Origin of the sequence: Verrucosispora sioxanthis, from assembly GCF_010560025.1 — a bacterium.
GTDB lineage: Bacteria > Actinomycetota > Actinomycetes > Mycobacteriales > Micromonosporaceae > Micromonospora > Micromonospora palythoicola.
The window spans coordinates 22,037-46,325 of the sequence record NZ_SAIY01000003.1 but is presented as its reverse complement, the minus strand read 5'-3'; the positions used below and the strand labels follow the sequence as shown (position 1 = coordinate 46,325).

Here is a 24,289-nt window from a genome sequence, read left to right as displayed (position 1 = left end):
GGCGGTTCAGCTCAGCGGCGTACCCCGGGGGTGGTGTTTCTGTGCCGAAGCGGCGGGGTAGGTCGGGCCGGACGAACCACCCGCCCCTGTGGAGGACCATCCGATGCGAGACGACTTCGGTGACGCGGTGGGGGACACCCTCCGCTCGATACTTCTCTTCCTGCCCAAGGCGCTCGCCTTCGTGGCGATCCTGGTTGTCGGCTGGCTGCTGGCCAAGGCGGCACTGAAGCTGGTCGACCGGCTGCTCGAACGGGTCGGCTTCGACCGTGCGGTCGAACGCGGCGGTATCCGCCGGGCCCTGGCCCGATCCCGCTACGACGCCAGCGACATCGTCGCCCGACTGGCCTACTACGGGATCCTGCTGCTCACCCTCTACCTGGCCTTCGGGGTCTGGGGGCCGAACCCGATCTCCGATCTGATCGGTGGGGTCATCGCCTGGCTGCCCCGGGCCTTCGTGGCGATCGTCATCGTGGTCGTGGCCGCCGCCATCGCCAGCGCGGTGAAGGACATCATCTCCGGCGCGCTCGGCGGGCTGTCCTATGGCCGGCTGCTGGCCACCGTCGCCTCGGCGTTCATTCTCGGTCTCGGCATCATCGCCGCGCTCAACCAGATCGGTGTCGCCACCGCGGTGACCACACCGGTGCTGATCGCCGTACTGGCCACCATCGGCGGCATCCTCGTGGTCGGCGTCGGTGGAGGTCTGATTCGTCCGATGCAGAGCCGGTGGGAGTCCTGGCTCGCCCGGGCGGAGCAGGAGTCACGGACCATCGCCGAGCACGCCCGGGCGTACTCCGCCGGCCGCCGCGACACCGGCGAGCAGCCCGCCGAACCCGCACCGACCAGCGCCGCCCCCCACACCTCCCACCCGGTGACCGGTGAGGTGGCTGACCCCGCCGTGCCGTCCGCCGCCGGCTTGTCGTCCGTCGACGACCCGGAGGCGACCCAGGTCGTCACCGGACGTCCGCTCGATGCCGACGAGACCCAGGTCGTTACCGGGCCCGCCGACGATCCCGACGCGACCACGCCGCTGCCGCGCCAGAGCGCCGCCCCGACGCGGTCAGCGCCGGAGTCCTCGACGCCGCCGGAGAGCGACCCGGACGCCACCCAGGTGGTTGCCCCGAACCCGCAGGTGCCGGCACCGCGCGACTCCGCCGACAGCGACTCGACGATCGTGCTGCCGAAGACCGGCGAGCAGCGCTGACCGACGGGCGGGACGGGGCCGGCATCGGCCCCGTCCCGCCCGCATCCCGTCGACCGCTGCGGACCGGTCGTGCGGAACCGCCGCGTGCGGCGTTACCATTCGCGCCATGACCTGGCGACATTGATCCGTCACCGGAGGCCGTGGGCCGCCACGGACACCGCGAAACAGGTGTCCGTGACCCGTCCCACCTCGAAAGGCCCCGATGATCCCGAGCCCGCCGCGTGCCCGCCGCCTGGCCGGCACGCTCTACGCGTACGCGTTCCTCACCGACCTGGTGCTGCTCTACCCGGTGTACGCGCTGCTCTTCGCCGACACCGGCCTGTCGGTCGGGCAGATCTCCTCGCTGTTCGTCATCTGGTCGCTGGCCAGCATCGCGCTGGAGGTGCCGTCCGGCGCCTGGGCCGACGCGACCTCCCGGCGGCGAATGCTCTGCCTCGCCCCGCTGTGCACCGCCGCCGGCTTCGCCCTGTGGACCGTCGTACCGTCCTATCCGGCGTTCGCCGTCGGTTTCGTCCTCTGGGGAGCGGGCGGCGCACTCGCCTCCGGCGCGACGGAGGCGTTGGTCTTCGACGAGCTGGACAAGCTCGGTGCCGCCGACCGATATGCCCGCGTCATCGGCCGGGCGCGTACCGCCGGCACCGTCGGAGTGCTGGGGTCGATCGTGCTGGCCGCTCCGGTGCTCGGGTTCGGTGGCTACCCGGCGGTCGGCGCGGCCAGCGTGGCGGCCTGCCTGCTCGCCGCGGCCGTCGCGGTCCGCTTCCCGATGACCGCCGGGCCGCCGGCCGGGACCTCGACCGGGCCGGCGACGGCGCCTGCCTGCCCGGTGGCCCCGCCACTGACCACACCGTGCCGCGCCGCTCCGACACCGACCACACCGTGCCGCGCGGCCTCGGCGTCGATTCCGCCGCTCCGCCCTGGGTAGGGCGGTGCCAACCGTGGTCAGCGCGGCAGACACCGCGACGGCGGGACCCGACCCCGATGAGGACGAGCTCGGCTGGTGGAAGGGCTGCGCGCGGGGTCGCCGAGGCCCGCGGCAACCGGCCGGTGCGCCGGGCGGTGCTGCTCGTCGCCGGGGTCGGTGCCGTCTGGGGTGCCCTGGACGAGTACACGCCGCTGCTGGCCCGCGACACCGGAGTCGCGCTGACGACCGTGCCGCTGCTGCTCCTGATCGTCACGGTCGGGCAGATCGTCGGCGGTCTGCTCGCTCCGGTCGGTCAGCGGTTCGGCGGTCGCGGCTACGCGGTGCTGCTGGCCGGCTCGGCGCTGGCCCTGGCCTCGGGTGCGCTGGTGGGGCACCCGGCCGGATTCGGTCTGGTGGCGGTGGCTTTCTGCGGCCTGCAACTGGCCTCGGTGCTGGCCGACGCGCGACTACAGGCCCGGATCACCGGGCCGGGGCGGGCCACCGTCACCTCGGTCGCCGGCATGGGCACCGACCTGACGATCATCGCGGTGTACGCCGGGTACGGTCTGGTCGCCACCGTGGCGGGGAACCCGGTGGCGTTCGCGGTCGCCGCCGTGCCGTACCTGCTGATCGCGGCCGCCCTGGCGATCCGGCCTGCTGGCGACCGGAGACCGCTCGTGCCGGCGGGGGCGGCCTCGGGCGGTGACCAGCTTCAGCCGAGGTCGTCGTCCAGGTAGACCCATCGACCGTCCTCGCGGACGAAGCGGCTGCGTTCGGTCACCGTGCCCGGCTCGCGTCCGTCCCGGTAGTGGGCCCGGAACTGCACGGTGCCGGTGCTGTCGAACAGGCCACCGCGGTCGGTGTCGAGCACCTCCAGCCGCGTCCAGCGCTGCGCGGGGTCGAGGTGCAGCCGAGGGGGACGGGTCCGGGAGTGCCAGCTGCGCAGCAGGTAGTCCGGGTCGCCGACGGCGAAGGCCGCGTACCGGGACCGCATCAGCGCTTCGGCCGTGGGCGCGTCGGCCTCACCCCGGTGCAGCCGCCCGCAGCAGTCCGCGTAGGGCAGGCCCTGCCCGCACGGGCACGCCCCGGTCACCTCGGACCCGCCGGCCGGTCGTCTGTCTCGTGTGGCCACGTCGCCATCCTTCCGGTCGCGGCGTCGGCCACCGCCACCGGGGCGCGTGGCCGCAAAGGCCGACCGGCCGTCAAGACCGTCACCGCCACCGGGGCGCGTCGCCGCCACCGCCGTTCGGCCGCCAAGACTGTCGGGAAAGCCGCCGCCGCGACTACGGCGACCCGGACGCCGCCCCGCTCGGGCCCTGAGTTGCCGACGTCCTCTCCGGCGTGCCGGTCAGCGGGATCCGGTGCGGGCACCCCGACGATTGCCGAACGACTCCATCGTGGTGCCCCGCTTCGCCGGTGCCGGGCCGGCGGAGCGGGACCGGGACGCGGCGGCCTGGGAGGCCGAGGTCTTCCTGGTCGGTGCCCGCTTCGTACCCGTCGCCTTGCCGGCCGGTGCGGTCGCGCCGGATGACCTCGCCGCCGTCGCCTTCTTCGCGGGTGCCTTCTTGACCGAGGCGGTCTTCTTCGCGGTCGCCTTGGCGGTCGGGCGGCGGGCCGGGGTGGCGGTGGCGGAGACGGCCTTCTTGCGGGCCACACGGGAACTCGTCGGGGTGGGCTTCGTATCGGGCGTCTTCGCGGCGGTGGCCCCGGTGGCCCGCCTGGTCGCCGTGGCCGCCTTCTTCGCCGCCGCCTTGCGCGGCGGCGGGCCGCCCTTGTCCGCGCCGGTCCGCTTGCTGGCCCGTGCTGCCTGCGCCATCGTCGCTCCTTGCGAATCTGCCGTTGGCGACGGGTCTTCCCGGCGTCCCGACGGTCAAACGCGGGTTCAGGCTGCCCTGCTGGCGAACACGACGAGGTTGTCGACGTACTCGCCGCTGTCCCCGTCGAACCGGCCGCCGCAGGTGATCAGGCGGAGCCCGGCCGCGTCGCCCGGCCCATAGACCAGATCGGTGGGGAACCGGTCCTTCGGATACGCCTCGACCCCGAGCACGGCGAAGCGCACCAGCCGGGCGTCGGTCCGGACGATCTCGATGGTATCCCCGGGACGCAGCCGTCCGAGGTTGAAGAAGACGGCCGGCCCGGCGGGGGAGTCCACGTGACCCACCAGCACCGCGTTGCCGGTCTCTCCCGGACTGACCCCGAGCCGGTACCAGCCCGCCACGGCCGGGCGGTCCAGCGGCGGCACCTCCAGCGCCCCGGCGGCATCGGCGGCGACGGACACCAACGGTGCGCGAACGTCGATGGCGGGGATGCGTACCTCGACGGGCACGGCTCGGGGCAAGGGCGGCAGGTGCGGCGCTGGCACCGTCCGGTGCGGAGCGGCGGTACCGTCCGGTTGCGGTGGTCGCACCGGCAGCCGCGTCGCACCCGCGCCGACCAGCGCGAGCCCGGCCACCGCGAGCGCCGCGACCAGGAGACGGCCCAACCGGTACGCCCGCACGGGAACCTCCGTTCGCCGGTGCCCGCGACGGGCGCGGGAACTCCCTCTGCCGTGCCGCCTCGGGTGCCCGTACCGTCGAGCACGGTACGGGCACCCGTCGCAGGATGGGATGGGGTGGGTCGTGGGTCAGTGTGTCGCGGCGGTGACGGCGTGACGCCGTCGCCGGGCCAGGATGACGGCGCCGCCGAGCGCGGTGGCCAGCAGGGTGGCGCCGGTGGCCATCGTCCCGACACCGTCGTCGCCGGCCCGGCCCCCGGCCTCGGCACCGCCGATCGGGGTGACCGTCAGGGTCGCGCTGCCGTCGGGCGTACCGTCGCCGCAGGTGGCGGCCACCGTGTAGGTGCCCAGCGTGAAACCGGCGGTGAACAGCTCCGCGCTCAGTCCGCCACCAGCGGCGGCGGTGGTGGAGCGAACATTCTGGTCACGGTCCGGCCCGGTGACCCGGAAGATCGCGTCACCTGACTTCGGGTTGCAGCCCGTCGCGGTCAGTACGACAGTTCCACCGACCGGCGTGGTGGGCGGCGACACGGTCGTGTCGGCCAGCGCGGTGCCGGGCAGCAGCAGTGCGCCGAGAGCGACCCCGCCTGCCGCCGGTACGAGAAATCTTGTTGCCTTCATACGCGTCTTCCCTCACTTTTCGTCCGCTGACTGCGTGGGACGTCGTTCGGGTGGCCAACTCCGTGACTAGCACCGGTGTGCCCAACACTAGGTGGGCTTGAGACCCGATCCGGTGAAAATGAGAAATCCTCGTTGCCGTCCCGTGTTCCCCCGTACGCCGCAGGCGTTGTGAAAGGGGCGGTCGGGGTCCGTTGTGGGCGGGGTTGGGGGTGTGGTGCGGGGTTGGGGGTGTGGCCCGCCGTGCCCGGCTCCGGGCGGTCAGGCTTGATCCCTGCGCCGGGCACGGCGGGCCACACCCTCGTCGTGCCGGCGTTTGGGTGTGAATCTTGGTGCAGTTGTGCCCTTTGGGGGCGTTGTCGGACCAGGATTGCGGGTTGTCGGTTCGGTTGTCGGGGTTTGGGGGTGGGTGTCGGGTTCCGGGCGTGGGCTCGGGGTGGAATGGGTGCGGGCCCGGGGGCGTTGTGCACGGGTGAACGGCCGAGGAAGACACCGCCCGCGAGGGTGGGTGCGGGCCCCCCGGAATGATGGTGGGCCGGTGGTCGTTGGACATGGTCCCGGCGATGCGAAGCGGCGATACGCCCCGCGTGCCGGAAGGACTTTCCCCCCTTTCTTGTTTGGGCGCCTTTCTGGTGCTTGCGTACGCCTGACCGATCCCCCTTGGTGTGGGTGTGCGTCGACCCCCGAATGGAGCTTCTGTGATGAACACGATGCTGCGGAAGAGCGTGCTGGGTATCGCGGGTCTGGCGTTCACCGGTGGTCTGTTCGCCGGTCCGGTGGCCGCTCACGCCGACACCACCCCGGTCACGAGCAACCCGGTCGCGGCGGTGCAGGCCGACGTGGTGCGGGCCGACAAGCCGGACATGGGCAAGCTGCTGCCGCACGGCACCCCGTCCAACCAGTCGCACGTCGAGCTGAACGACGAGCAGATCGACAACGTCAAGGCGATCATCGCCGCGACGAAGAAGGCCGGCATGGACGAGCGTGCCGCCGTGGTGTCGATCGCGACCGCGTTGCAGGAGTCGAAGCTGGAGAACCTGGGTCACCTGGGTGACCGCAACGACCACGACTCGCAGGGCCTGTTCCAGCAGCGCCCGTCCTCCGGTTGGGGCACGGTGGAGCAGATCACCGACCCCGAGTACTCGACCCTGGCCTTCCTCAAGGGGTTGAAGCAGGTCGACGGCTGGCAGGACATGCCCCTGACCCAGGCCGCCCAGACCGTACAGGTGTCGGCCTACCCCGACCACTACGCCCAGTGGGAACAGCAGGCCGCCGACCTCGTCGCCCAGCACTGGACCAGCTGACCCCCTCAGCGACCAGGCGACAACCGAAGACATTCCTCCACAGGGGGAGCAGAGAACCGCTGGCCGGCACCCGAACCCGGGTGCCGGCCAGCGGGCTTTCGGCGTCCGGAGGGCGGGGAACGGCCCTGCGCCTTCGACAAGCCTGACGATGTGGCAGCGTGATCGGATGGACTCCTCGCCCGTCGACGTCGATCTCGCCCTGGTCGGTGGGGGTGGTGCGGCGTCGCTGGTGCTGGCCGCGTTGGCCCGCCACCGGGTACGCGACGTGCGGATCGCCGTCGTCGACCCGGTGCACAGACGTGGGCAGGACCGCACCTGGGCGTTCTGGGGCCAGCCCAGCAACGACCTGGACGAACTGCTCAGCGCCAGCTGGTCACGGGTCGAGGTGGTCACGCCGGACGCGCAGCGCGCCCTGGACCTGACGCCCCTGCGGTACGCGATGCTGCGCTCCGGCCCGATCTACGCCCGCGCCGCCGAGGCTGAGCGGCACCTGGGCGTGACCCGCATCGGCGCCGCAGCCGGTCGCGTCGACGACGACGGTGACCGGGTGCTGGTGCGTGCCGTCGACGGTAGACCGCTGCTGCGGGCCCGCTGGCTGCTGGACTCCCGACCGCGGCCACCGCACCGACCCGGGCGTACCAACTGGTTGCAGCACTTCCGGGGTTGGTGGTTGACGGCGGACCGGCCGGTCTTCGACCCGGCACGGGCCGTGCTCATGGACTTCCGTACCCCGCAGCCGGCCCGGGGTGTCTCCTTCGGCTACGTGCTGCCCGTCGACAGCCGGTACGCGCTCGTCGAGTACACCGAGTTCTCACCCGACCTGCTGACCGCAGCGGCGTACGACGCGGCCCTGGCCGGCTACCGCGACCTGCTCGGCCTCGATGCGGCCCGGCTCACCGTGACCGAGGTCGAGAACGGTGTCATCCCGATGACCGACGGTCCGTTCGTGGCCCGACCCTCGCCCCGGGTGGTGCGGCTCGGCACGGGCGGTGGTGCCACCCGACCCTCGACCGGCTTCACCTTCTCGGCGATGCACCGTCAGGCAGAACAGGTGGCCCGGGCGGTCGCCGCCGGCCGGCCGCCGGTGCCGGCACCCGCGTACCCCGGCCGGCACCGGTGGATGGACGCGGTCGCCTTGCGCGCACTCGACAGTGGTCTGGTGAACGGGCCGGAGTTCTTCGGCCGCCTCTTCGACCGCAACCCGGCCAGTCGGGTGCTGCGCTTCCTCGACGGTGACACCAGCCTCGCCGAGGACCTGGCGGTGATGCGCTCCACCCGCCTGCGACCGATGGTCACCGCCACCGTCGCCGACGCCGCAGCTCGGGTGCGTGATCGGAGCGCGCCGTCGCGCCGACCGGCCTGGACCGTGCCGCCGCCGGTTGTCGGCTCCGGGCCGCCGGGCGTCGAGCGGTCAGGCTCGGATCGGTAGCGGCCGGGTCAGGATCGGCCGCCGGTCGGACCCGGCCCGTGCGACCCGGCAGCGAGGGCGTGCAGGTGCTCGCCGTCGAGCCGCAGCACCTCCAACTCGTCAAGGGTGCGGGCGTGCAGTTTCCGGTAGAAGCGCAGAGCCGGATCGTTGGTGCGCAACACCCACCACTCCAGGCGGCCGCAGCCGCGCTCCACGGCCAGCCGCGCCAGGTGTGTCAGCAACGCCTGGCCGACGCCGCTGCCCCGGTGCTCCGGCCGGACGTACAGATCGTCCAGGTGGATGCCGGGCCGACCGACCACGGTGCTGTAGGTCGAGTAGTAGAGCGCGAAGCCGACCGGCTCACCGTCGACCGAAGCCACCACCGCCTCGGCGACCGGCCGTGGCCCGAACAGCGCTCGCAGCACGTCCGCCGGCTCGGCGGTGACCTCCTCGGTATAGCCTTCGGCCACGGTCAGCTCGACGATGAAGCGGTGCAGCAACTCGGCATCGTCCGGCTCCGCCGGGCGGATCGCCAGACGCGTGTCAGTAACGAGTTCGCTCACTGGCCAGACCTTACTGGAACCGGCACCTGCGTGGTGCCTGCCGGCAGCCAGCGTGGCCTCGGTAGATTCGCCGCATGGTGGACGAGACGGCCGGCCGGGTGGTGCGGATCTGGACCGACGGGGCGTGCAGCGGCAACCCCGGCCCGGGTGGCTGGGGTGCGGTGCTGCGCTACGGCTCCCACGAGCGTGAGCTGCGTGGCGGGGAGGCGAGCCCCACCACGAACAACCGGATGGAGCTGACCGCCGCCATCGAGGCGCTGGAGAGCCTGACCCGCCCGGTCACCGTCGAGCTGCACACCGACAGCACGTACGTGCGCAACGGCATCACCAGCTGGCTGGCCTCCTGGAAACGCAACGGTTGGCTGACCGCCGCCAAGCAGCCGGTGAAGAATGCCGACCTGTGGCAGCGGCTGGAGGCGGCCTGCGCCCGGCACCAGATCACCTGGCTGTGGGTGAAGGGGCACAACGGCCACCCGGAGAACGAGCGGACCGACGCCCTGGCCAACCAGGGCATGACCGAGGCCCGGACCGCCGCCGCGTCCGGTGGTCGCTGACCGGCCAGGCAGCGGATCACCTCCCGGGCAGGTGCCGGGCGTGACCGGACCGGACACGCCGTGGTCGCCGTTGCGGGGTCGAGCAGGCCGGGGAAGCGACCCCGGCACCGGGTCAGCGGCGCCGCACCGTTCTCGTCGGGGCGAGTGGCAGGTGCGACCAGTGGGCCGGGCGGCCGATCCGCTCCGGCAACCGGGTCCGCGGATCGCCCCGGGCGGCGTCGACCTGCGACCGGTGCAGGAAGAGGGCTTCGGACAGGTCGGCCCCGCGTACGTCCGCCCCGCGCAGGTCCGCGCCGGTCAGGTCGGCCCGGGTCAGGTCCACCCCGCGCAGGTCGGCGCCGACCAGCACCGCGCCCCGCAGGTTCGCCCCACGCAGGGTGGTGCGGCGCAGGTCGCGCCCGACCAGCGTGGCGCCGCGCAGGTCGGCGCCGGCTCCGTCCCGGGCACGGGCCAGCTCGGCGGTACGCGAGAGCAGTGAGTTGACCGCGGCCCGATGCGTGTCGACGTCGGTGGCGAGCAGCGTTCCCGGGTCGCCACCGGTCAACCGCTCGGTCTCGGCGAGCGCGGCTGCCAGCCCCGCCCGCAGGTCGGCTGGGGGACTCAGCCGCAGTGCCTCGGTGAGCAACCACAGCAACTCGTGCAGCGGGCGCATGACCGCGAACACGTCGAACATCTGCCGGGCGCTGCGCGGCTCGCCGCGCCAGTCCCGCCCGCCGTAGGTGACCTGGGCGACCCGCTGACCCGCGCCGAAGCAGTCGAAGACGGTGCAGCCGGGGAAACCCCGGTCCCGTAGCTCGGCATGGATGGTGCAGCCGAAGTCCGTCCCCAGGTTGCGGCACGGCTGACCGGCGGGCTTGTCGAGCGCGAAGTCCGCCGACGCGGCGAAGGCGGGGGCGACGCAGCACAGGCCGAAGCAGCGGGCACAGTCGGCCCGCAACTCGGCGTCCGTCGGCCCACCCTCCTTCGACATCTGGTCCGTTCCTCCTCGCGGCGGTTGGATAACGTCTAACAGCTCTATTGCCTGCGGTGGATCCCTCTGACATATTCCTGCGTGGACGCTGCCAGCGACGGTCGCCAATCCGGATGCCGAGCTGCGGTGACGCCGTCATGCCGGAGGAACCCTCGTGAAGCGTAGACGTCGCCATCTTCTTGTTGGCCTGGCGGTAGGTGCCCTGGTGGCGTCGACCGGCCTGGCCGGAATCCACTACGCCGGCGCCGAGGTGCCGACACCCGTCGCGGTCGGCGGGGAGATGCCCAACGCCCTCGGTGCCCACCTGGAGCGGCTGCGCCGCGCCGTTCCGGGCGACAGCGGCATGTCCCCGGACGGACCCGGCGGGGCCGCCCAGCAGGCGTTCCTGGAGCGGGCCTACCCCGCGGACGCGATCACCATCGCCCAGTTGGACCGGTCGAAGGCGGCCTTCACGGCGGCCGACAAGCGGTTCAGGGGCAGCCGGAAGTGGACGAACGTCGGCCCGAGCGAGGCGCTCTACCCGTTCACCGAGTACCGCAACGCCTTCAACTACGTGCCCAACGAGTACGTCGCCGGTGGTCGGGTCACCTCGATCGACATCAGCCCGGACTGCTCGAAGCTGCTCTGCCGGGCGTACGTGACCCCGGCCGGTGGCGGTGTCTGGGGCACCCTGAACATCCTCGCCGCCGAACCGAAGTGGTTCTACCTGGGTGGCCCGCTGGGCATCAACGCGGCCGGCGCGGTGACCATCGACCGCAACGACCGCACCGGCCTGACCATCTACGTCGGCACCGGCGAGGCCAACACCTGCGGCTCCGGCTGCGTCGCCGGCGTCGGCCTGTACCGGTCGACCAACGGTGGTCTGACCTGGTCCGGCCCGCTCGGCAAGGACGCGCTCGGCGGCAAGGGCATCGGTGAGATCACCATCAAGCCCGGCGACCCCAAGACGCTCTACGTGGCGACCACCACCGCGCTGCGCGGCATGTCCAGCTCCTGCTGCACCGGCGTCACCCGGCCGGTGCCGGACGCCGAGAAGTGGGGCCTGTACAAGTCCACCAACGGCGGCAAGAGCTGGAAGTTCATCCACAACGGCTCGGCCGACGCCACGGCCTGCACCGGCAGCGCCGCCGAGTACAACAACACGGCCACCTGCTCGCCGCGCGGCGTACGCCAGGTCAAGCTCGACCCGGGAGACGCCGACATCGTCTACGCCTCCTCGTACGGGCGGGGGGTGTGGCGCTCGTCCGACGCCGGAGCGACCTGGACCCAGATCAAGCCGTCGCTCAACCCGGCGATGTTCCAGACCCGCCCGGCGATCGACGTGACCGCCCTGCCCGGCGGCAAGACCCGGATGTACGTCTACGAGGGCAACACCGGCACCCCGTACTCGCGGCTGTTCCGCAGTGACGACGTGGCCGCCGGCACTCCGACGTTCACCGACCTGACCAGCTCCAACCCGGCCGACCCGGGCTTCGCCACCTACAACCAGTGCACCGGACAGTGCTGGTACGACGTGTTCGTGCACACCCCGGCGGGGCACCCCGACATCGTCTACACCGGCGGCTCCTACCTGTACGGCGAGACGGTGGCCAACAAGCGGGCCGTGATCCTGTCCACCGACGCCGGGGTCAGCGGCACCGACATGACCTACGACGGCACCGACGAGCTGCACCCCAACGGTCTGCACCCCGACCAGCACGACCTGGTCACCAACCCGCGTAACCCGTACCAGTTCTTCGAGGCCAGCGACGGTGGCGTGATGCGCTCCAGCGGTGAGTTCGTGGACCGTTCGTCCTGGTGCGACAACCCGGACCGCAACCTGACCAAGCCGGGCCAGCAGGATCGCTGCCGGCAGATGCTGTCGAAGATCCCGTCGAAGCTGGACGGCGTCAACAAGGGCATGAACACCCTCCAGTTCATCAGCCTCTCGGCCAGCCCGCACGACGTGAACCTGTTGCAGGGTGGTACCCAGGACAACGGCACCTGGGAGAACAAGGGTCAGCGGCAGCGCTGGGTCAACACGATGATCGGTGACGGCGGAGCCTCCGGCTGGGACGTCGCCCGCCCCGAGTTCCGGTTCCACACCTACTACGACGTCTCGCCCGAGGTGAGCTTCGCCAACGGTGACATCGCGAGCTGGATCTGGACCGCGGACCCGATCTACGGCCAGCCGGGCAGCCTGTTCTACGCCCCGGTGATCAGCGACCCGAAGGTCAGCGGGACCATGTTCGCCGGCACCGGCCTGACGGCGTACCGCACCAAGACCTTCGGCCTGGGCGACCGCACCCTGGCCGAGGCCGACCGGATCTGCAACTCCTGGACCGGCACCTACGAGGAGGACTGCGGTGACTGGGAGCCGCTGGGCACCACCAACCTGACCGGCACCGGCTGGGGTGACCGGGCCGGCGGCGCGGTGTCGGTGATCCAGCGGGTCGACTCGGACAGCTCCACCGCCTGGGCGGCCACCAGCACCGGCCGGGTCTTCGTCAGCCGCAACGTCGACGCCGAGCCGGCCGCCGCGGTGACCTGGACCCGGGTGGACAGTGCCACCACCCCGAACCGTTTCGTCACCAGCATCCACATCGACCCGGCGAACCCGGACCGGGCGTGGATCTCCTACAGCGGGTACGGCTCGAACACGCCGACCACCCCCGGTCACGCCTTCGAGGTGACGGCCACGGCCGACGGGGCGACCTGGAGCGACCGGTCGTACGACTTCGGCGACCAGCCGATCACCGACCTGGTCCGCGACGACGTCACCGGCGACCTGTACGCCTCCACCGACTTCGGGGTGCTGCTGCTGCCGAAGGGCAAGAAGTCCTGGACCAAGGCGGCCCGTGGCATGCCGAACGTCGAGGTGGCCGGGCTGACCATCGTGCCCGGCGAGCGGATCCTCTACGCTGCCTCGCACGGCCTCGGCGCCTGGAAGATGACGTTGAAGTAGGGAACACGATCATCGGTACAACATTGGTGAGGGGCCGCGCTCGCGGCCCCTCACCGCTGCCCGAGCGGGCCGCTCGGCTGTGGCGTACGCTCGGCGCCGCCTTCGTCCTGCTGGTCTTCGTCCCGCCGCTGCTGCTGCTGGTCTCCGGCTCCCTCACCGAGCCCGGCCTACCGCCGTCGCCGACGCCGCAGCTGGTGCCCGACCCGCTCTCCACCACCGGCTACGAGCGCGCCGTCGATCTCGGCGGCCTGCTGCGCGCCTCGCTCAACTCGGTGCTCGTCGCCGTGCTGGCGGTGCCGCTGAGTGTGCTGGTCGCCGCCCTGGCCGGCTTCGCGTTGGCCCGGATCGCCCCACGCGCCACCACCGTCGTGGTGGCCGCCTCCCTCGTCGCGCTGATGGTGCCGGCGACCGCCCTGCTGGTGCCCCGCTTCGCGATCTTCCGGCTGCTCGGGCTGACCGACACCCTCGTACCCCTGATCGCCCCGGCGCTGCTGGGCACCTCGCCGCTCTACGTCCTGGTCTACTACCTGGCCTTCCGCGCGCTGCCGGCCGACCTGTACGACGCCTGCCTGGTGGAGGACCTGTCGCCGCTGCGGACCTGGTGGCGGGTCGCGTTGCCGCTGGTACGGCCGGTGACCGCCGGCCTCACCGCGCTGACCTTCGTGCTGACCTGGTCGAACTTCCTCGATCCGCTGATCTACGTCTACGACCGCGAGCTGTTCACCCTGCCGCTGGCGTTGCGGTCGCTGTCCCTGCTGGACCCGACCAACTTTCCCGTCTTCCTGGCCGGGGCGGTGATCGCCACGGTGCCCGCGCTCGTGGTCTTCGCGCTGGCGCAGCGGCGGTTCCTGCGCCACGACGACCGATCCGAGGGATGACCATCGTGCGAATCAGATCCCTGTCCGCCCTCGCGGTGAGCGCCCTGCTCGCCCTCACTGGCTGCGGCTCCGGCGGCGGCTCGGCCTCCGGCGACCCGGTCAGGCTGCTGGTGTTCGGCGCGCCGGAGGAGTTGGGCGCGTACCGCACCCTCGCCGAGGCGTACCAGCAGGCTCGGACCGGTGAGCGGATCCAGCTGATCGAGGCCAGTGACCGCAAGGACCTGCTGGCCCGGCTCGCCACCTCGGTCGCCGGCGGCGCACCGCCGGACCTGTTCCTGATGAACTACCGCTTCTACGGCCAGTTCGCGGCCAAGGGGGTGGTGGAGCCGCTCGACGAGCGGATCGCCGCCTCGTCGGTGCTCGACCCGGCCGACTACTACCCGGTGGCGATGGAGGCGTTCCGGTGGGGCGGTGCCCAGTTGTGCCTGCCACAGAACGTCTCCAGCCTCGCCGTCTACTACAACCGCACCCTGTTCACCAGGTACGGGGTGCCCGAGCCGACGGCCGGCTGGACCTGGAACGACCTCGTCTCCACCGCCACGCTGATGACCCGCGACGACCGGGGGCTGGTGATCAAGGGCACCGAGGCCGAGGGTGCCGCTCGGCTGCCGGCCGTGCACGGCCTCGGCGTGGAGCCGTCGATCATCCGGCTGGCCCCGTTGGTCTGGTCCAACGGCGGTGAGATCGTCGACGACCCCGACCGGCCGACCCGGCTCACCCTGGACAGCCCGGCCGCCCGGGAGGCGCTGCGGAACCTGATCGACCTGCGGCAGGCGTACGGGGTGGTGCCCAGCGACGCCGAGGTGGAGGCGGAGGACGACGAGTCACGTTTTCTCAACGGCCGGCTCGCCATGCTGATGACCTCCCGCCGGGCCACCACCAACTTCCGCACCATCACCGGCTTCGAGTGGGACGTCGCGCCGCTGCCGGTCTACCGGCAGCCGGTCGGGGTGCTGCACTCCGACGCGTACTGCATGACCCGGGGGTCGCGGAACAAGGACGCCGCGTGGCGGTTCATGGAGTACGCGATGGGGGAGGAGGGACAGCGGATCATCGCCGCGACCGGGCGTACCGTGCCGTCGCACATGGGGGTGTCCCGCTCACCGGCGTTCCTGGATCCGGATCAGCCGCCCCGTAACTCGCAGGTCTTCCTCGACGCCATCCCCACCGTCCGGGCGCTGCCGACCGTCTCCACCTGGCCCGAGATCGAGGACCTCAGCTACGGCATCCTGGAGAACGCCGTGCACCGCGGCGACAAGATCGACGACGTGATCCGGGAACTGGACGTCAAGAGCCGGCCGATGTTCGCCCGAGGGGAGAACGGGTGAGCGAGGGGCTCGTCCTCGACGGTGTCAGCGCCGCCTACCGCGACGCCACCGTGCTGCACGAGGTGGACCTCACCGTCGCCCGGGGTGAGCTGCTGGTGGTGCTCGGCCCCTCCGGTGCCGGCAAGTCGACGGTGCTGCGGGTGGTCGCCGGGCTGGAACCGGTCACCGCGGGTCGGGTCCGCATCGCCGACCGCGACGTCACCGACGAACGGCCCGGCCGACGCAACGTGTCGATGGTCTTCCAGTCGTACGCCCTGTTCCCGCACCTGACCGTGGTCGAGAACATCGCCTTCGGGCTGGAGGTCCGCGACACCCCGCGCCGGGTGGCACGCGAACGGGCCCGGGCGGCGGCCGAGACGGTGGGCTGCGCCGGGCTGCTCGACCGCCGGCCCGGGCAGCTCTCCGGCGGGGAACGTCAACGGGTCGCCCTGGCCCGGGCACTGGTCCGCGAACCGGACGTGTTCCTGCTCGACGAGCCGCTGTCCAACCTGGACCTGGCGTTGCGCGCCGAGATGCGGACCGAGCTGCGGGCCCTGCACGACCGGCTCGGGGCGACGATGGTGCACGTCACCCACGACCAGACCGAGGCACTGGTGCTCGCCGACCGGATCGCGGTGCTGCGGGACGGGCGGGTCGAGCAGGTGGGCACCCCGGACGAGATCTGGCGCACCCCGGCGAGCAGCTTCGTTGCCCGGTTCGTCGGCTCGCCGGCGATGAACCTGCTGCCGGCCGACGGCCCGCTGCGACCGCGCGGCGACGCGCCGACGCTGGGGGAGGAGCCGTTGGAGATCGGGTTCCGACCCGAGGCGGTCACCCTCGACGCGGCCGAGGGCACCCCGGCCACCGTCGACCGGGTCGAGGTGATCGGCGAGGACGCCTTCGCGTACCTGCGCCTCGCCGCCGGGCACCAGGTGGTCGCCCGGGTGCCGGCCGCCCGCCGGCCGGAGCGGGACGCGACCGTACGCCTCGACGTGCGCTGGGCCGACACGCACCTGTTCCACGCCGCCACCGGCCGCCGGTACCAGCTGTGAGCGCCGGCGACGCGGCGCCGGGGCGGCGAGCGGCCCGGCCGGACACCCGGGCACGGCGGCAGCTGGCGTTGATGCTGACGCCCTACCTGATCGGGCTGGTCGGGCTGGTCATGGTGCCCGCCCTGGTCACGCTCGGCATGTCGGTCACCGACTACGACCTGCTGCGGCCGCCGACCTGGGCCGGACTGGACAACTTCGCCGCCCTGCTGGACGACCCGATCTTCCGCGTGGCGCTGCTCAACTCGGTGGTTTTCGCCCTCGTCGCCGTACCGCTGCGGGTGCTGCTGGCGCTGGGCCTGGCGTTGCTGCTGCACCGCCGGGCGGCCGGGGTCGGCACCGCCCGCACCGCCGCGCTGCTGCCCACCGCCGTACCCGAGATCGCGTACGGCCTGCTCTGGCTGTGGCTGTTCAACCCGTTGTACGGGCCGATCAACCAACTGCTGCGGGTCGGCGGGGAGAACGGGCTGACCGCCTTCGGGCGTACCCCGCCGCAGTGGTTGACCGACCCGACCAGCGCCCGCGCCGGGATCATCCTGATGAGCCTGTTCACCATGGGGGAGACCTTCGTGGTGCTGCTGGCCGCCCGGCGGGCGCTGCCCCGCGACGTGTACGAGATGGCCGCCATCGAGGACGCCACCGGCTGGGACGTCTTCCGCCGGATCACGCTGCCGCTGCTGGCGCCGGTGCTCGCCCTGCTGGCCGTCCGCGACGCGGTGGCCAGCCTGCACTTCACCTTCGTGCCGGCGTTCGTGGTCACCGACGGCGGCCCCCCGCCGTACGCCACCACCTACCTGTCGCTGTTCGTCTACCAGACCGGGTTCGAGTACCTGCGGTACGGCTACGCGGCGGCGGCGACCCTGGTGATGATGCTGCTGACCGTCGCCGCGGTGCTGGTGCAGTGGCGGCTCATCCGCCGCTACCGTCGCTTCTACCAGCTGTGACGACGGTGCCGGTCGACCGTGCTCCCGAGGGGGTACGGGCCCACCGCAGCAGCGCGGTGAAGGCCAGCGCGGCGGTCACCGCGCCACCGACGAGGCGCACCCGGTGCCCGGCGACGAACTCCTCCGCCACCTGGCGCAGGTACTGCGGCGAGTGGGTGCCGACCGGGTCGACGAACATGATCTCGTTGCGCGGCCAGAAGAAGACGACCGAGAACAGGAACTCACCCGCGACGAAGACCATCGTCGCGGCGGCCACCCACCACCGCAGCCGGCGATCACGCCAGGTGAGCACCGTGGTGGCGACGCCGAGCAGCACCACCGAGGCGCCCAGCGGCGGGAAGTAGTCGCTCGGGCCGCTGACCGTCAGGAAGTCTCGGGCGCGCTCCAGCGACGCCGGGGCGTCGTGGAAGATGTTCGGGTAGAGCATCACGGTCTCGGCCGCCACGCCGCCGAACGACATCATCGCCGCCCAGGTCAGCGCGACCAGCCCGAGCCAGGTCAATCTGCTGCGGGACACCGCTTCTCCTACCGTTTCGGCGCCCGTCCGGGCGCGCTCGGTCCGTTGCGGTGTGAACGGTAGGTCGGTGACGGTGAGCCATCTGCCGTCTGACGGCGCTGATGAGGATCGCCTCTCGACGTACGGCAGCCGCCGTCCGACCCGTCGGTGGGCGATGCCGCTGTCGCGTCGCGGCCCCCGCCGGGTCCTCGGGTTCTCCCATACCCTGCGGGGCGTCCGTCCCGGCGGATCCCCATGTATGCCCGCTGTCGACCTGACCCGTCCGCGCTATCGCCGCCGATCCGGCTGTGCCGTCAGCTCGACAGGTTCGCCGGACCCACCACCCGCCCCCAGCCGCGCGCCGCGCCGACCGCGACGTCAGTGCGCGCCGAGGCGGGCGATCGGCTCGACCAGCTCGCGCTCCTCGTAGGACAGGTGGGACAGCAGCGTGTCGCTGAGCAGGTCCACCGCCGCCCGCAGGTCGGCCATCCCGTCCGGGGTGGCCACGAAGGCGACGAGCGCCCGGTCGACGCCCTCCAGCACGTCGTGGATGGCGTGGTGTTCCTCCTCGAGCCGGTCGATGACCGGTGCGAGTCGCGGGTCGGCCCGTCGCAGGTGCGGGAAGAGCGACCGGTCCTCGATCGTGTGGTGGGTGGTCACCACCCGGCAGTACGACTCGCAGTAGGTGCCCAACGTCCACTTGTTCTGCCGCATGGTCATCGTGTTGATGTGTGACCGGGCCGCGCCCACGTCGATCAGCCCGGCCGCGACCTGCTCGATCAGGTCGTGGATCTGGGCCAGCTCGGCCCGCAGACCGTCGTGCACGTCGATCAGGTGCTGTGCGCCGGCCTGGTCGTGCGCTGTGTAGGTGCGCTGCGGGTCCGGCGTCGGCCCGGCCGGTCGGGCCGCCTCGTCCCACACCCGCACCTCGCTGCGGCGTACGCTGTCGTCCGGCGTCGGCACCACGGCGAACGGAGCCGCGCCGACAGTGGTCGGACGTGCGGTCGGGCCGGCCGACGTGCTGCTGCGCGTGCCGCTGGTGGTGACGGCCCGGTCGGTCGCGGTGCGGGTCCGGTCGGTCGCGGTGTGGCCCTGCCCGGCCGGAACACCGGTCGGCGGGGCGGCGCGCTCGGCGGCGACAAGTTCCCGGGTGGCCGGTGCCACCTCGGCGGCGAACCGCCGTAGGTCGTCCGGATCGTCGCTGGCCAGGATGAACGTGCTGATTCCCTCGGTCAGCGCAAGGCCGGCGAGTTCCTCGGCCCACTGCTCGGCCGGACCGTTGAGCGGGCCGCTCCCGGTGGCCGCGAACCGTCCGTTGACGTTGAGCAGCCGGCGCACGTCGGTCGGGGAGCGCCCGGCGTCGGTGGCGGCCTCGTCGATGATGGCGTTGCCCCGGGCCAGGTCGCCGGGTTGCAGGTAGGCCAGGGAGGGCAGCCAGCCGTCGGCCCGCCGCCCGGTCAACGCCAGCATGCGCGGCTTGTACGCGCCGAGCCAGATGCCGATGTCGTGGGCGGGGGCGGGCCCGCGTTTGGCGCCGACCGCCCGGTGGAACTCGCCGTCGACGCGGACTCCGCCGCGGGCGTCGACGTCCCAGATCTGGCGGATGATCTCGATCGCCTCCGCCAGGGCACGCACCCCTTCCCCGGGCGAGAGGCGTCGGCCACCCATCGCCTCGATCGCGTCCCAGAACGCGCCGGCACCGAGCCCGAGTTCCATCCGGCCGGCGGCGAGCAGGTCGAGGCTGGCCACGCTCCGGGCGAGCACGGCGGGCGGGCGCAGCGGCAGGTTCGTGACGTTGGCGGACAGCCGTACCCGTTCGGTGCGGGCGGCGACGAAACTGAGCAGTGTCCAGGTGTCCAGGAACGCCGGCTGGTAGGGGTGGTCCTGGAACGTCACCAGGTCGAGCCCGACCTGCTCGGAGAGCATGGCCAGGCCGACCGGCCGCATCGGGTCGGCGTTGCCGGGCGTGAGAAACGACCCGAAGGTCAGTGGGTGCCCGTAGTCGCTCATCTCGGCCGTCCTCCCGATCCCGCGGCGCCGCTCGCCGCAGGAAAAATGTTATGTCGTACAGAACATCATCGCACAAGAAAATATGTGACCTACGCTATCGTGGAGTGATGAGCGGTGCCCGGGCCAGCGACCCGATCAACGACGACCTCGGTTGGATGCTCGGCGTCGTCTTCCGCGCCTACGTCCGCGCCGCCGACCACGCGGTCGGTGACCTGCCCGGCGGACCGCGCGGATACCAGGTGCTCACCTCGGCCGACCGGGAACCGGCCCGCAACCAGGGCGCGATCGCCGAGGAACTGGGCATCGACCGCACCGTCCTGACGTACCTGATCGACGACCTGGAGCAGGGCGGGCTGGTGGTCCGCCGACCCGACCCGGCGGACCGGCGCAGCCGCCTGGTCACCCTCACCGAGACCGGGCGGGCGGCCGCGCGGCACCGGCGCGAAGCCCTCGGCGCGGTCGAGTCGCGGCTGCTGCGGGAGTTGTCGCCGGAGCAGGCCGGCACCCTGCAGGCTCTGCTGCGCCGGGTGGCCTGCGCGGCGCAGGCGGTCGACCCGCTCACCGACCTGTGCCAGGCGGTCGAGGCGGCGGCGGAGCGGCCGCCCACCGGACGCCGCACGGCGGCGTCCGACCCGGACCTGACGCAGCACGTCACCGGCGCGTCGGCCGGCGACAGCACGACCTGCGCCGAGCGGGAGGCACCCGGCGGCGGACTCCGCGGCGTACCGTCCCGGGATGCGGATCACGAAGTACACGCACTCCTGCGTCCGGCTCGAACACGACGGCGTCGTGCTGGTCATCGACCCGGGCACCTGGAGCGAACCGCGGGCACTGGTCGGCGCGGACGCGGTTCTGGTCAGCCACGAGCACACCGACCACATCGACGTGCTCCGGCTCGCCGGCCTCGGCGTACCGGTCTTCGCGCCGGAGGGCGCCGCCCTGCCGGACCTGGCGCCGCTACCGGTGACCCGGGTGCGGGCGGGGCAGCGGTTCACCGCCGCCGGTCTCGAGGTCACCGCGTTCGGTGGGCGGCACGCCACCATCCACGGAGGGCAGCCCGACTGCCCGAACCTCGGCTACCTCGTGGCCGACGCGGTCTATCACCCGGGCGACTCGCTGGCTCCGCCGGACCGGCCGGTGCGGACCCTGCTGGTGCCGGCGCAGGCGTCCTGGCTGAAGCTGACCGAGGCGATCGACTTCGCGGTCGAGGTCGCTGCGCCCGAGGTCCTGCCGATCCACGACGCCCAGCTCAACGCGCGTGGCCTGGCCAGCGTCAACGGCTGGTTCGGCGAGACCGTGCCGGGCTACCGCTATCTCGCGCCGGGCGAGAGCCGCTGACCCGGGCGGACCGAGATCCGCAGACGGCCGCCCCGTGCCGGCCGTCTGCGGACCTACCCGCGCCGCCGGCCGCCGCCTGAACTCGGCTCGACCGCGCGGCCTCGGCACCGGCCCTACGCCTCGAACCGAGGCTCGGACGGGGCCAGCACGCTGGTGTGTGCCGAGACGCCCCAGCCGTGCCGCAACCCGGCGGCGAGCGCGTCGAGCATCGCCGGCACGTTGCGGTCCGCCGCCTGGTGCATCGCCTCGACCACCACCAGCACGGTGCGGGTGTCGTCACGTACCGCCGACCACCCGCTCTGCCGATTGGTCCACCGTCGCGCGTGTGCCCGGCCGGCCGAATCCGTGAAGATCACCTCACCGGGCTCGGGGTGCTCCTCGACCCCGCCGAAGGTCAGGTAGCGTTCGTCGCCCCGGGCCTGCCGTACCTCGATGCCGCCACCACACCGGTCGACGTCGAAGATCCCCACCGGCACGGCGTACGCGGCCGAGACGGCGTTGCCGAGATCCACGAGCGGGTGCACCCTCGGCAGGTCACCTGAGGTGCGCAGCCGCCGCAGCAGTGACTCCGCCGCGCACCGGTACCTCGTCGGAGCCAGGCCCATCCGCGCGAACGTCCGTCGCCACGCCTGGATCTCCGGGAACGCCGCCTCGGTGGTCCCGTCGAGCCTGCGGCGGGCCATACCGACCAACTCGGCCAGCGGCAGGTCGGCACCGGGGTTCCCGGCGACGCCCTCGGCGTACAGCACACCGGCGACGAGCGTGGGGTGCTGCGCCCACAGCTGTGGTGAGTGCTGGAAGAACATCTCCGGCTCCTCGTCCGCTCACGCCTCGGCGCGGGCCAGCAGCAGCCCGAGCCCCAGGAACGACCCGGCGAAGCACCGGCGCAGCCAGTCGGCCACCCGGGGGCGGTCGAGCACCCGCCGGCGTACCGCGGCGGCGCAGAGTCCGTAGCCGACGAAGACCACGAGCGTCGTGGCCGTGAAGACCGCCCCCAGGCCGAGCATCCGGGCCAGCGCACCCGGACTGCCGGGCTGGACGAACTGGGGCAGGAACGCCACGAAGAAGATCGTCAGCTTCGGGTTGAGCAGGTTCATCGCCAGCGCCGAGCCGATGATCCGGCTGGCCGGCCGGGCGGGGCCGCTGCCGTCGACGGTGAAGGCGCCCCGTTCGCGTACCGTCGCCAGCGCCAGCCAGAGCAGGTAGCCCACGCCCAGGTACTTGACCAGGTCGAAGGCGAGCGCACTGGAGTGCAGCAACGCGGCGAGCCCGGTCACCGCCGCCACCAGGTGCGGCAGGGTGGCCAACGTGCCGCTCAGGGCGGCGAGCAGGGCGGCCCGGTGCCCACCGGTCAAGCCGGCGGAGAGGGTGAACAGCACCCCGGCCCCCGGGGTCGCGACCACCATGATCGTGGTCAGCAGGAATGCGACGGTCACGTGAACTGCTCCTTGGTCGGCTATGGTTCACCACCACCCTGCCGCCGACAATGGTCCGATGAGCAGTGCCAAAACCGTACCCGCCGACAGGTCCATAACGGCCGGCGGTGACGCTGGCCGGACGTCACCTCCGGTGCCGGAACCGAGCTTGAACGCCGGGGCGGACTTTCTGCACCTGGACGTCGGCCAGGCACCGCCGGGTGGCCGGGCCACCTGGCTGGCCGACCGGCTACGCCGGGCGATCGCCGACGGAGTGGTTCCCATCGGATCCCGGCTGCCGGCCAGCCGGACCCTCGCGGCGGACCTGGGGGTGTCCCGGGGCGTGGTGGTCGAGGCGTACCAGCGTCTGATGGAGGACGGGCACGTCGCCGGCCGGGGCGCGCCGGCACCGTGGTCGTGGCCAGCGCCCTCACGGTGACGACCACGGCCGCCGCGCCGGCCGCCGCGCCGCCGGCCCGGGAGGGATCCGGCAGCCGTTTCCGGTCCGCACTGGGCACCGACGTCTTCGACACGGTACGCACATCCCGGCCCGCACACCACCCGGCGTACCCGACCTGGCGGCGTTTCCCCGGGCGGCGTGGATGCGTGCCGGAAGGCGGTGCTCGGCCGGCTGGTCGCCGCCGACCTCGGCTACGGTGACCCGTGCGGACGGCCCTCCGGGCCGTCGCCGGATGGCTCGCCCGCAGCCGGGGCATCGGCGTCGACCCGGCCGAGGTCATGTCTCACCACCGGCGTCTCACAGGCGCTCGGCCTGCTGGCCCAGGCGCTGCGCGCCGACGGCGTGAGCACCGTCGGTGTGGAGGACCCCGGCTCGCTCGGTGTCCGTCAGCACCTCGACAACTGGCGGCTGACCACCGTGCCGATCCCGGTGGACGCCGCCGGGGTGCGGGTGGACGAGCTGGCCGCCAGCGGCGTGCCGGCGGTGATGCTCACCCCGGCGCACCAGTTCCCGACCGGCGCGGTGCTCGACGGTGAACGGCGCCGCCAGCTCGCCGCCTGGACCCGGACGGGTGGCCTGGTCATCGAGGACGACTACGACGCCGAGCACCGCTACGACCGTCCGCCGGTGCCCGCGCTGCGGGCCACCCTGCCCGAGCGGGTGTGCTACGCCGGCAGCGTGTCGAAGCTGCTCGCCCCGGCGTTGCGGATCGGCTGGCTGCTGGTGCCCCGTCGATACCGGGACGCGGTGGTGGCGGCCAAACGCAACGCCGACCTGGGAAACGCCGTCCTGCCCCAACTCGTGCTCGGCGAGCTGATCACCTCCGGAGCGTTCGAACGGCAACTGCGGCTGCTGCGCCAACGCCACGTACGCCGCCGGGACGCGATGACCGCCGCCCTGGCCCGTCACCTGCCGGAGGCCACCGTGCACGGCGCGGCGGCCGGGCTGCACCTGATGGTCACCCTCGACGGCGATGTGGTCGACACGGAACTCGCCGCCGCGGCGCTGGCGCGTGGGGTGAAGGTGCAGCCGCTGTCCTGGCACTGCCTGCGGCCCTTACCGCCCCGGCCTGGTGCCTCGGCTACGCGGCCAACACCGCGTCGGCCATCGACGCGGGAGTCGCGACCGTCGCCGCCGTGCGGCGGGGTAGCCGCCGTCGTCACCCCGGGCGCGGCTCGGCCGAGCGCTCACCGCCCAGCCGGGCGTCGGCGGCCCGCTGACCATCGTCGTCCCCGGCCACCTCGCAGATGGCCGCCGCGTCCGCCCAGTGCCCACGGGCCCTCGTCGTCGCCGAGCGCCGCCGCCGCGTCGCCCAGATGCAACAGCGTCCGGCCCAGTCCGCGTCCGGGACCCTCGCGCAACCGCCAGCTCTCGGCCAACAGCTCGTACGCCTGACGGGCCTGCCCCGGTGCCACCGCCGAGCAGTGCCACGCCC

At 72.7% G+C, this 24,289-nt stretch carries 22 protein-coding genes and 2 pseudogenes; 14 read left to right on the top strand and 10 right to left on the bottom strand.

Going from position 1 to position 24,289, the window contains the following annotated elements:
• Positions 1-103 precede the first annotated feature (103 nt).
• Together ENC19_RS31785 and ENC19_RS31780 are read left to right on the top strand one after the other, a co-directional pair.
• Positions 104-1,201 carry a mechanosensitive ion channel family protein gene (locus ENC19_RS31785; protein ID WP_164446839.1) on the top strand — a complete coding sequence of 366 codons (1,098 nt, stop codon included), beginning with the start codon at positions 104-106 and terminating at the stop codon, positions 1,199-1,201.
• A 221-nt stretch (positions 1,202-1,422) separates the two neighbouring features.
• A pseudogene (locus ENC19_RS31780) lies at positions 1,423-2,839 on the top strand (hypothetical protein).
• On the opposite strand, the gene ENC19_RS09515 reads toward ENC19_RS31780, so the two are convergent.
• The 4 genes from ENC19_RS09515 to ENC19_RS09500 form a co-directional block, all read right to left on the bottom strand.
• Positions 2,815-3,234, bottom strand: a complete 420-nt coding sequence (locus tag ENC19_RS09515; protein ID WP_281603983.1) for a YchJ family protein — start codon at positions 3,232-3,234, stop codon at positions 2,815-2,817. The pseudogene ENC19_RS31780 and the gene ENC19_RS09515 overlap by 25 nt on opposite strands.
• A gap of 216 nt (positions 3,235-3,450) precedes the next feature.
• Positions 3,451-3,918, bottom strand: a complete 468-nt coding sequence (locus ENC19_RS30910) for a hypothetical protein (RefSeq protein WP_164446838.1) — start codon at positions 3,916-3,918, stop codon at positions 3,451-3,453.
• Between the two features lie 66 nt (positions 3,919-3,984).
• Positions 3,985-4,599 (bottom strand): class F sortase, encoded by a 615-nt coding sequence (locus ENC19_RS09505; protein WP_164446837.1) that lies wholly within the window; start codon positions 4,597-4,599, stop codon positions 3,985-3,987.
• A gap of 126 nt (positions 4,600-4,725) precedes the next feature.
• Positions 4,726-5,217: a hypothetical protein gene (locus tag ENC19_RS09500; RefSeq protein ID WP_164446836.1), complete on the bottom strand. Its 492-nt coding sequence runs from the start codon at positions 5,215-5,217 to the stop codon at positions 4,726-4,728.
• Between the two features lie 698 nt (positions 5,218-5,915).
• Here ENC19_RS09500 and ENC19_RS09495 point away from each other — a divergent pair.
• Complete coding sequence (locus tag ENC19_RS09495; RefSeq protein ID WP_164446808.1) at positions 5,916-6,518, top strand: hypothetical protein; 603 nt, start codon at positions 5,916-5,918, stop codon at positions 6,516-6,518.
• 148 nt (positions 6,519-6,666) lie between these two features.
• Positions 6,667-7,947, top strand: coding sequence for a lycopene cyclase family protein (locus ENC19_RS09490; RefSeq protein WP_164446835.1), 1,281 nt, complete (start codon positions 6,667-6,669; stop codon positions 7,945-7,947).
• Between the two features lie 8 nt (positions 7,948-7,955).
• On the opposite strand, the gene ENC19_RS09485 is transcribed toward ENC19_RS09490, so the two are convergent.
• Positions 7,956-8,489, bottom strand: coding sequence for a GNAT family N-acetyltransferase (locus ENC19_RS09485; RefSeq protein WP_208020854.1), 534 nt, complete (start codon positions 8,487-8,489; stop codon positions 7,956-7,958).
• Positions 8,490-8,563: 74 nt separating this feature from the next.
• Between ENC19_RS09485 and rnhA the strand changes: the two genes are divergently transcribed.
• Entirely contained in the window at positions 8,564-9,043 is a 480-nt protein-coding gene (rnhA, locus tag ENC19_RS09480; protein ID WP_164446834.1) for a ribonuclease HI, read from the top strand.
• Between the two features lie 112 nt (positions 9,044-9,155).
• Here rnhA and ENC19_RS09475 read toward each other — a convergent pair whose 3' ends face one another.
• A complete protein-coding gene (locus ENC19_RS09475; RefSeq protein WP_164446833.1) occupies positions 9,156-10,013 on the bottom strand; it encodes a pentapeptide repeat-containing protein in 858 nt (285 codons plus the stop codon).
• 154 nt (positions 10,014-10,167) lie between these two features.
• Here ENC19_RS09475 and ENC19_RS09470 point away from each other — a divergent pair, with 154 nt between their 5' ends.
• The 5 genes from ENC19_RS09470 (at position 10,168) to ENC19_RS09450 (ending at position 17,135) form a co-directional block, all read left to right on the top strand.
• Positions 10,168-12,957, top strand: a complete 2,790-nt coding sequence (locus tag ENC19_RS09470) for a WD40/YVTN/BNR-like repeat-containing protein (protein WP_164446832.1) — start codon at positions 10,168-10,170, stop codon at positions 12,955-12,957.
• Between the two features lie 26 nt (positions 12,958-12,983).
• On the top strand, positions 12,984-13,835 hold the full coding sequence (locus ENC19_RS09465) for a carbohydrate ABC transporter permease (protein WP_164446831.1): 852 nt from the start codon (positions 12,984-12,986) through the stop codon (positions 13,833-13,835).
• Positions 13,832-15,163, top strand: a complete 1,332-nt coding sequence (locus tag ENC19_RS09460) for an ABC transporter substrate-binding protein (RefSeq protein WP_166458382.1) — start codon at positions 13,832-13,834, stop codon at positions 15,161-15,163. The genes ENC19_RS09465 and ENC19_RS09460 overlap by 4 nt, the downstream gene beginning before the upstream one ends.
• Entirely contained in the window at positions 15,160-16,194 is a 1,035-nt protein-coding gene (locus tag ENC19_RS09455; RefSeq protein ID WP_164446830.1) for an ABC transporter ATP-binding protein, read from the top strand. The genes ENC19_RS09460 and ENC19_RS09455 overlap by 4 nt, the downstream gene beginning before the upstream one ends.
• A 71-nt stretch (positions 16,195-16,265) precedes the next feature.
• Positions 16,266-17,135, top strand: coding sequence for a carbohydrate ABC transporter permease (locus ENC19_RS09450; protein ID WP_164447343.1), 870 nt, complete (start codon positions 16,266-16,268; stop codon positions 17,133-17,135).
• Here the strand turns inward: ENC19_RS09450 and ENC19_RS09445 are convergent.
• Together ENC19_RS09445 and ENC19_RS09440 are read right to left on the bottom strand one after the other, a co-directional pair.
• Positions 17,101-17,652, bottom strand: coding sequence for a DUF1772 domain-containing protein (locus ENC19_RS09445; RefSeq protein ID WP_281603975.1), 552 nt, complete (start codon positions 17,650-17,652; stop codon positions 17,101-17,103). The genes ENC19_RS09450 and ENC19_RS09445 overlap by 35 nt on opposite strands.
• 357 nt (positions 17,653-18,009) lie before the next feature.
• A complete protein-coding gene (locus tag ENC19_RS09440; protein ID WP_164446829.1) occupies positions 18,010-19,641 on the bottom strand; it encodes an LLM class flavin-dependent oxidoreductase in 1,632 nt (543 codons plus the stop codon).
• A 50-nt stretch (positions 19,642-19,691) separates the two neighbouring features.
• Here ENC19_RS09440 and ENC19_RS30010 point away from each other — a divergent pair.
• Together ENC19_RS30010 and ENC19_RS09430 are read left to right on the top strand one after the other, a co-directional pair.
• Positions 19,692-20,000 (top strand): annotated as a pseudogene (locus ENC19_RS30010) (MarR family winged helix-turn-helix transcriptional regulator); the annotation flags it as partial.
• Between the two features lie 376 nt (positions 20,001-20,376).
• Positions 20,377-20,979, top strand: coding sequence for an MBL fold metallo-hydrolase (locus tag ENC19_RS09430; protein WP_164446828.1), 603 nt, complete (start codon positions 20,377-20,379; stop codon positions 20,977-20,979).
• Between the two features lie 113 nt (positions 20,980-21,092).
• Here the strand turns inward: ENC19_RS09430 and ENC19_RS09425 are convergent, their stop codons facing one another.
• The gene (locus tag ENC19_RS09425) at positions 21,093-21,785 is read right to left on the bottom strand and encodes a B3/B4 domain-containing protein (RefSeq protein ID WP_164446827.1); all 693 of its coding nucleotides are present in this window, start codon (positions 21,783-21,785) and stop codon (positions 21,093-21,095) included.
• An 18-nt stretch (positions 21,786-21,803) separates the two neighbouring features.
• Complete coding sequence (locus ENC19_RS09420) at positions 21,804-22,415, bottom strand: LysE family translocator (RefSeq protein ID WP_164446826.1); 612 nt, start codon at positions 22,413-22,415, stop codon at positions 21,804-21,806.
• A 58-nt stretch (positions 22,416-22,473) separates the two neighbouring features.
• Between ENC19_RS09420 and ENC19_RS30005 the strand changes: the two genes are divergently transcribed.
• Positions 22,474-22,833, top strand: coding sequence for a GntR family transcriptional regulator (locus tag ENC19_RS30005; RefSeq protein ID WP_235944638.1), 360 nt, complete (start codon positions 22,474-22,476; stop codon positions 22,831-22,833).
• A gap of 159 nt (positions 22,834-22,992) precedes the next feature.
• Complete coding sequence (locus ENC19_RS30000) at positions 22,993-24,249, top strand: aminotransferase-like domain-containing protein (protein WP_328824193.1); 1,257 nt, start codon at positions 22,993-22,995, stop codon at positions 24,247-24,249.
• Positions 24,250-24,289: the final 40 nt, after the last annotated feature.

Excerpts from the sequence above, each read along its gene's own strand:
- ENC19_RS31785 (WP_164446839.1), top strand. The coding sequence starts at position 104 with ATGCGAGACGACTTCGGTGACGCGGTGGGGGACACCCTCCGCTCGATA.
- ENC19_RS30910 (WP_164446838.1), bottom strand. The coding sequence starts at position 3,918 with ATGGCGCAGGCAGCACGGGCCAGCAAGCGGACCGGCGCGGACAAGGGC.
- ENC19_RS09500 (WP_164446836.1), bottom strand. The coding sequence starts at position 5,217 with ATGAAGGCAACAAGATTTCTCGTACCGGCGGCAGGCGGGGTCGCTCTC.
- ENC19_RS09495 (WP_164446808.1), top strand. The coding sequence starts at position 5,916 with ATGAACACGATGCTGCGGAAGAGCGTGCTGGGTATCGCGGGTCTGGCG.
- ENC19_RS09490 (WP_164446835.1), top strand. The coding sequence starts at position 6,667 with ATGTGGCAGCGTGATCGGATGGACTCCTCGCCCGTCGACGTCGATCTC.
- rnhA (WP_164446834.1), top strand. The coding sequence starts at position 8,564 with ATGGTGGACGAGACGGCCGGCCGGGTGGTGCGGATCTGGACCGACGGG.
- ENC19_RS09475 (WP_164446833.1), bottom strand. The coding sequence starts at position 10,013 with ATGTCGAAGGAGGGTGGGCCGACGGACGCCGAGTTGCGGGCCGACTGT.
- ENC19_RS09460 (WP_166458382.1), top strand. The coding sequence starts at position 13,832 with ATGACCATCGTGCGAATCAGATCCCTGTCCGCCCTCGCGGTGAGCGCC.
- ENC19_RS09450 (WP_164447343.1), top strand. The coding sequence starts at position 16,266 with ATGCTGACGCCCTACCTGATCGGGCTGGTCGGGCTGGTCATGGTGCCC.
- ENC19_RS09440 (WP_164446829.1), bottom strand. The coding sequence starts at position 19,641 with ATGAGCGACTACGGGCACCCACTGACCTTCGGGTCGTTTCTCACGCCC.
- ENC19_RS09430 (WP_164446828.1), top strand. The coding sequence starts at position 20,377 with ATGCGGATCACGAAGTACACGCACTCCTGCGTCCGGCTCGAACACGAC.
- ENC19_RS09425 (WP_164446827.1), bottom strand. The coding sequence starts at position 21,785 with ATGTTCTTCCAGCACTCACCACAGCTGTGGGCGCAGCACCCCACGCTC.
- ENC19_RS30005 (WP_235944638.1), top strand. The coding sequence starts at position 22,474 with ATGAGCAGTGCCAAAACCGTACCCGCCGACAGGTCCATAACGGCCGGC.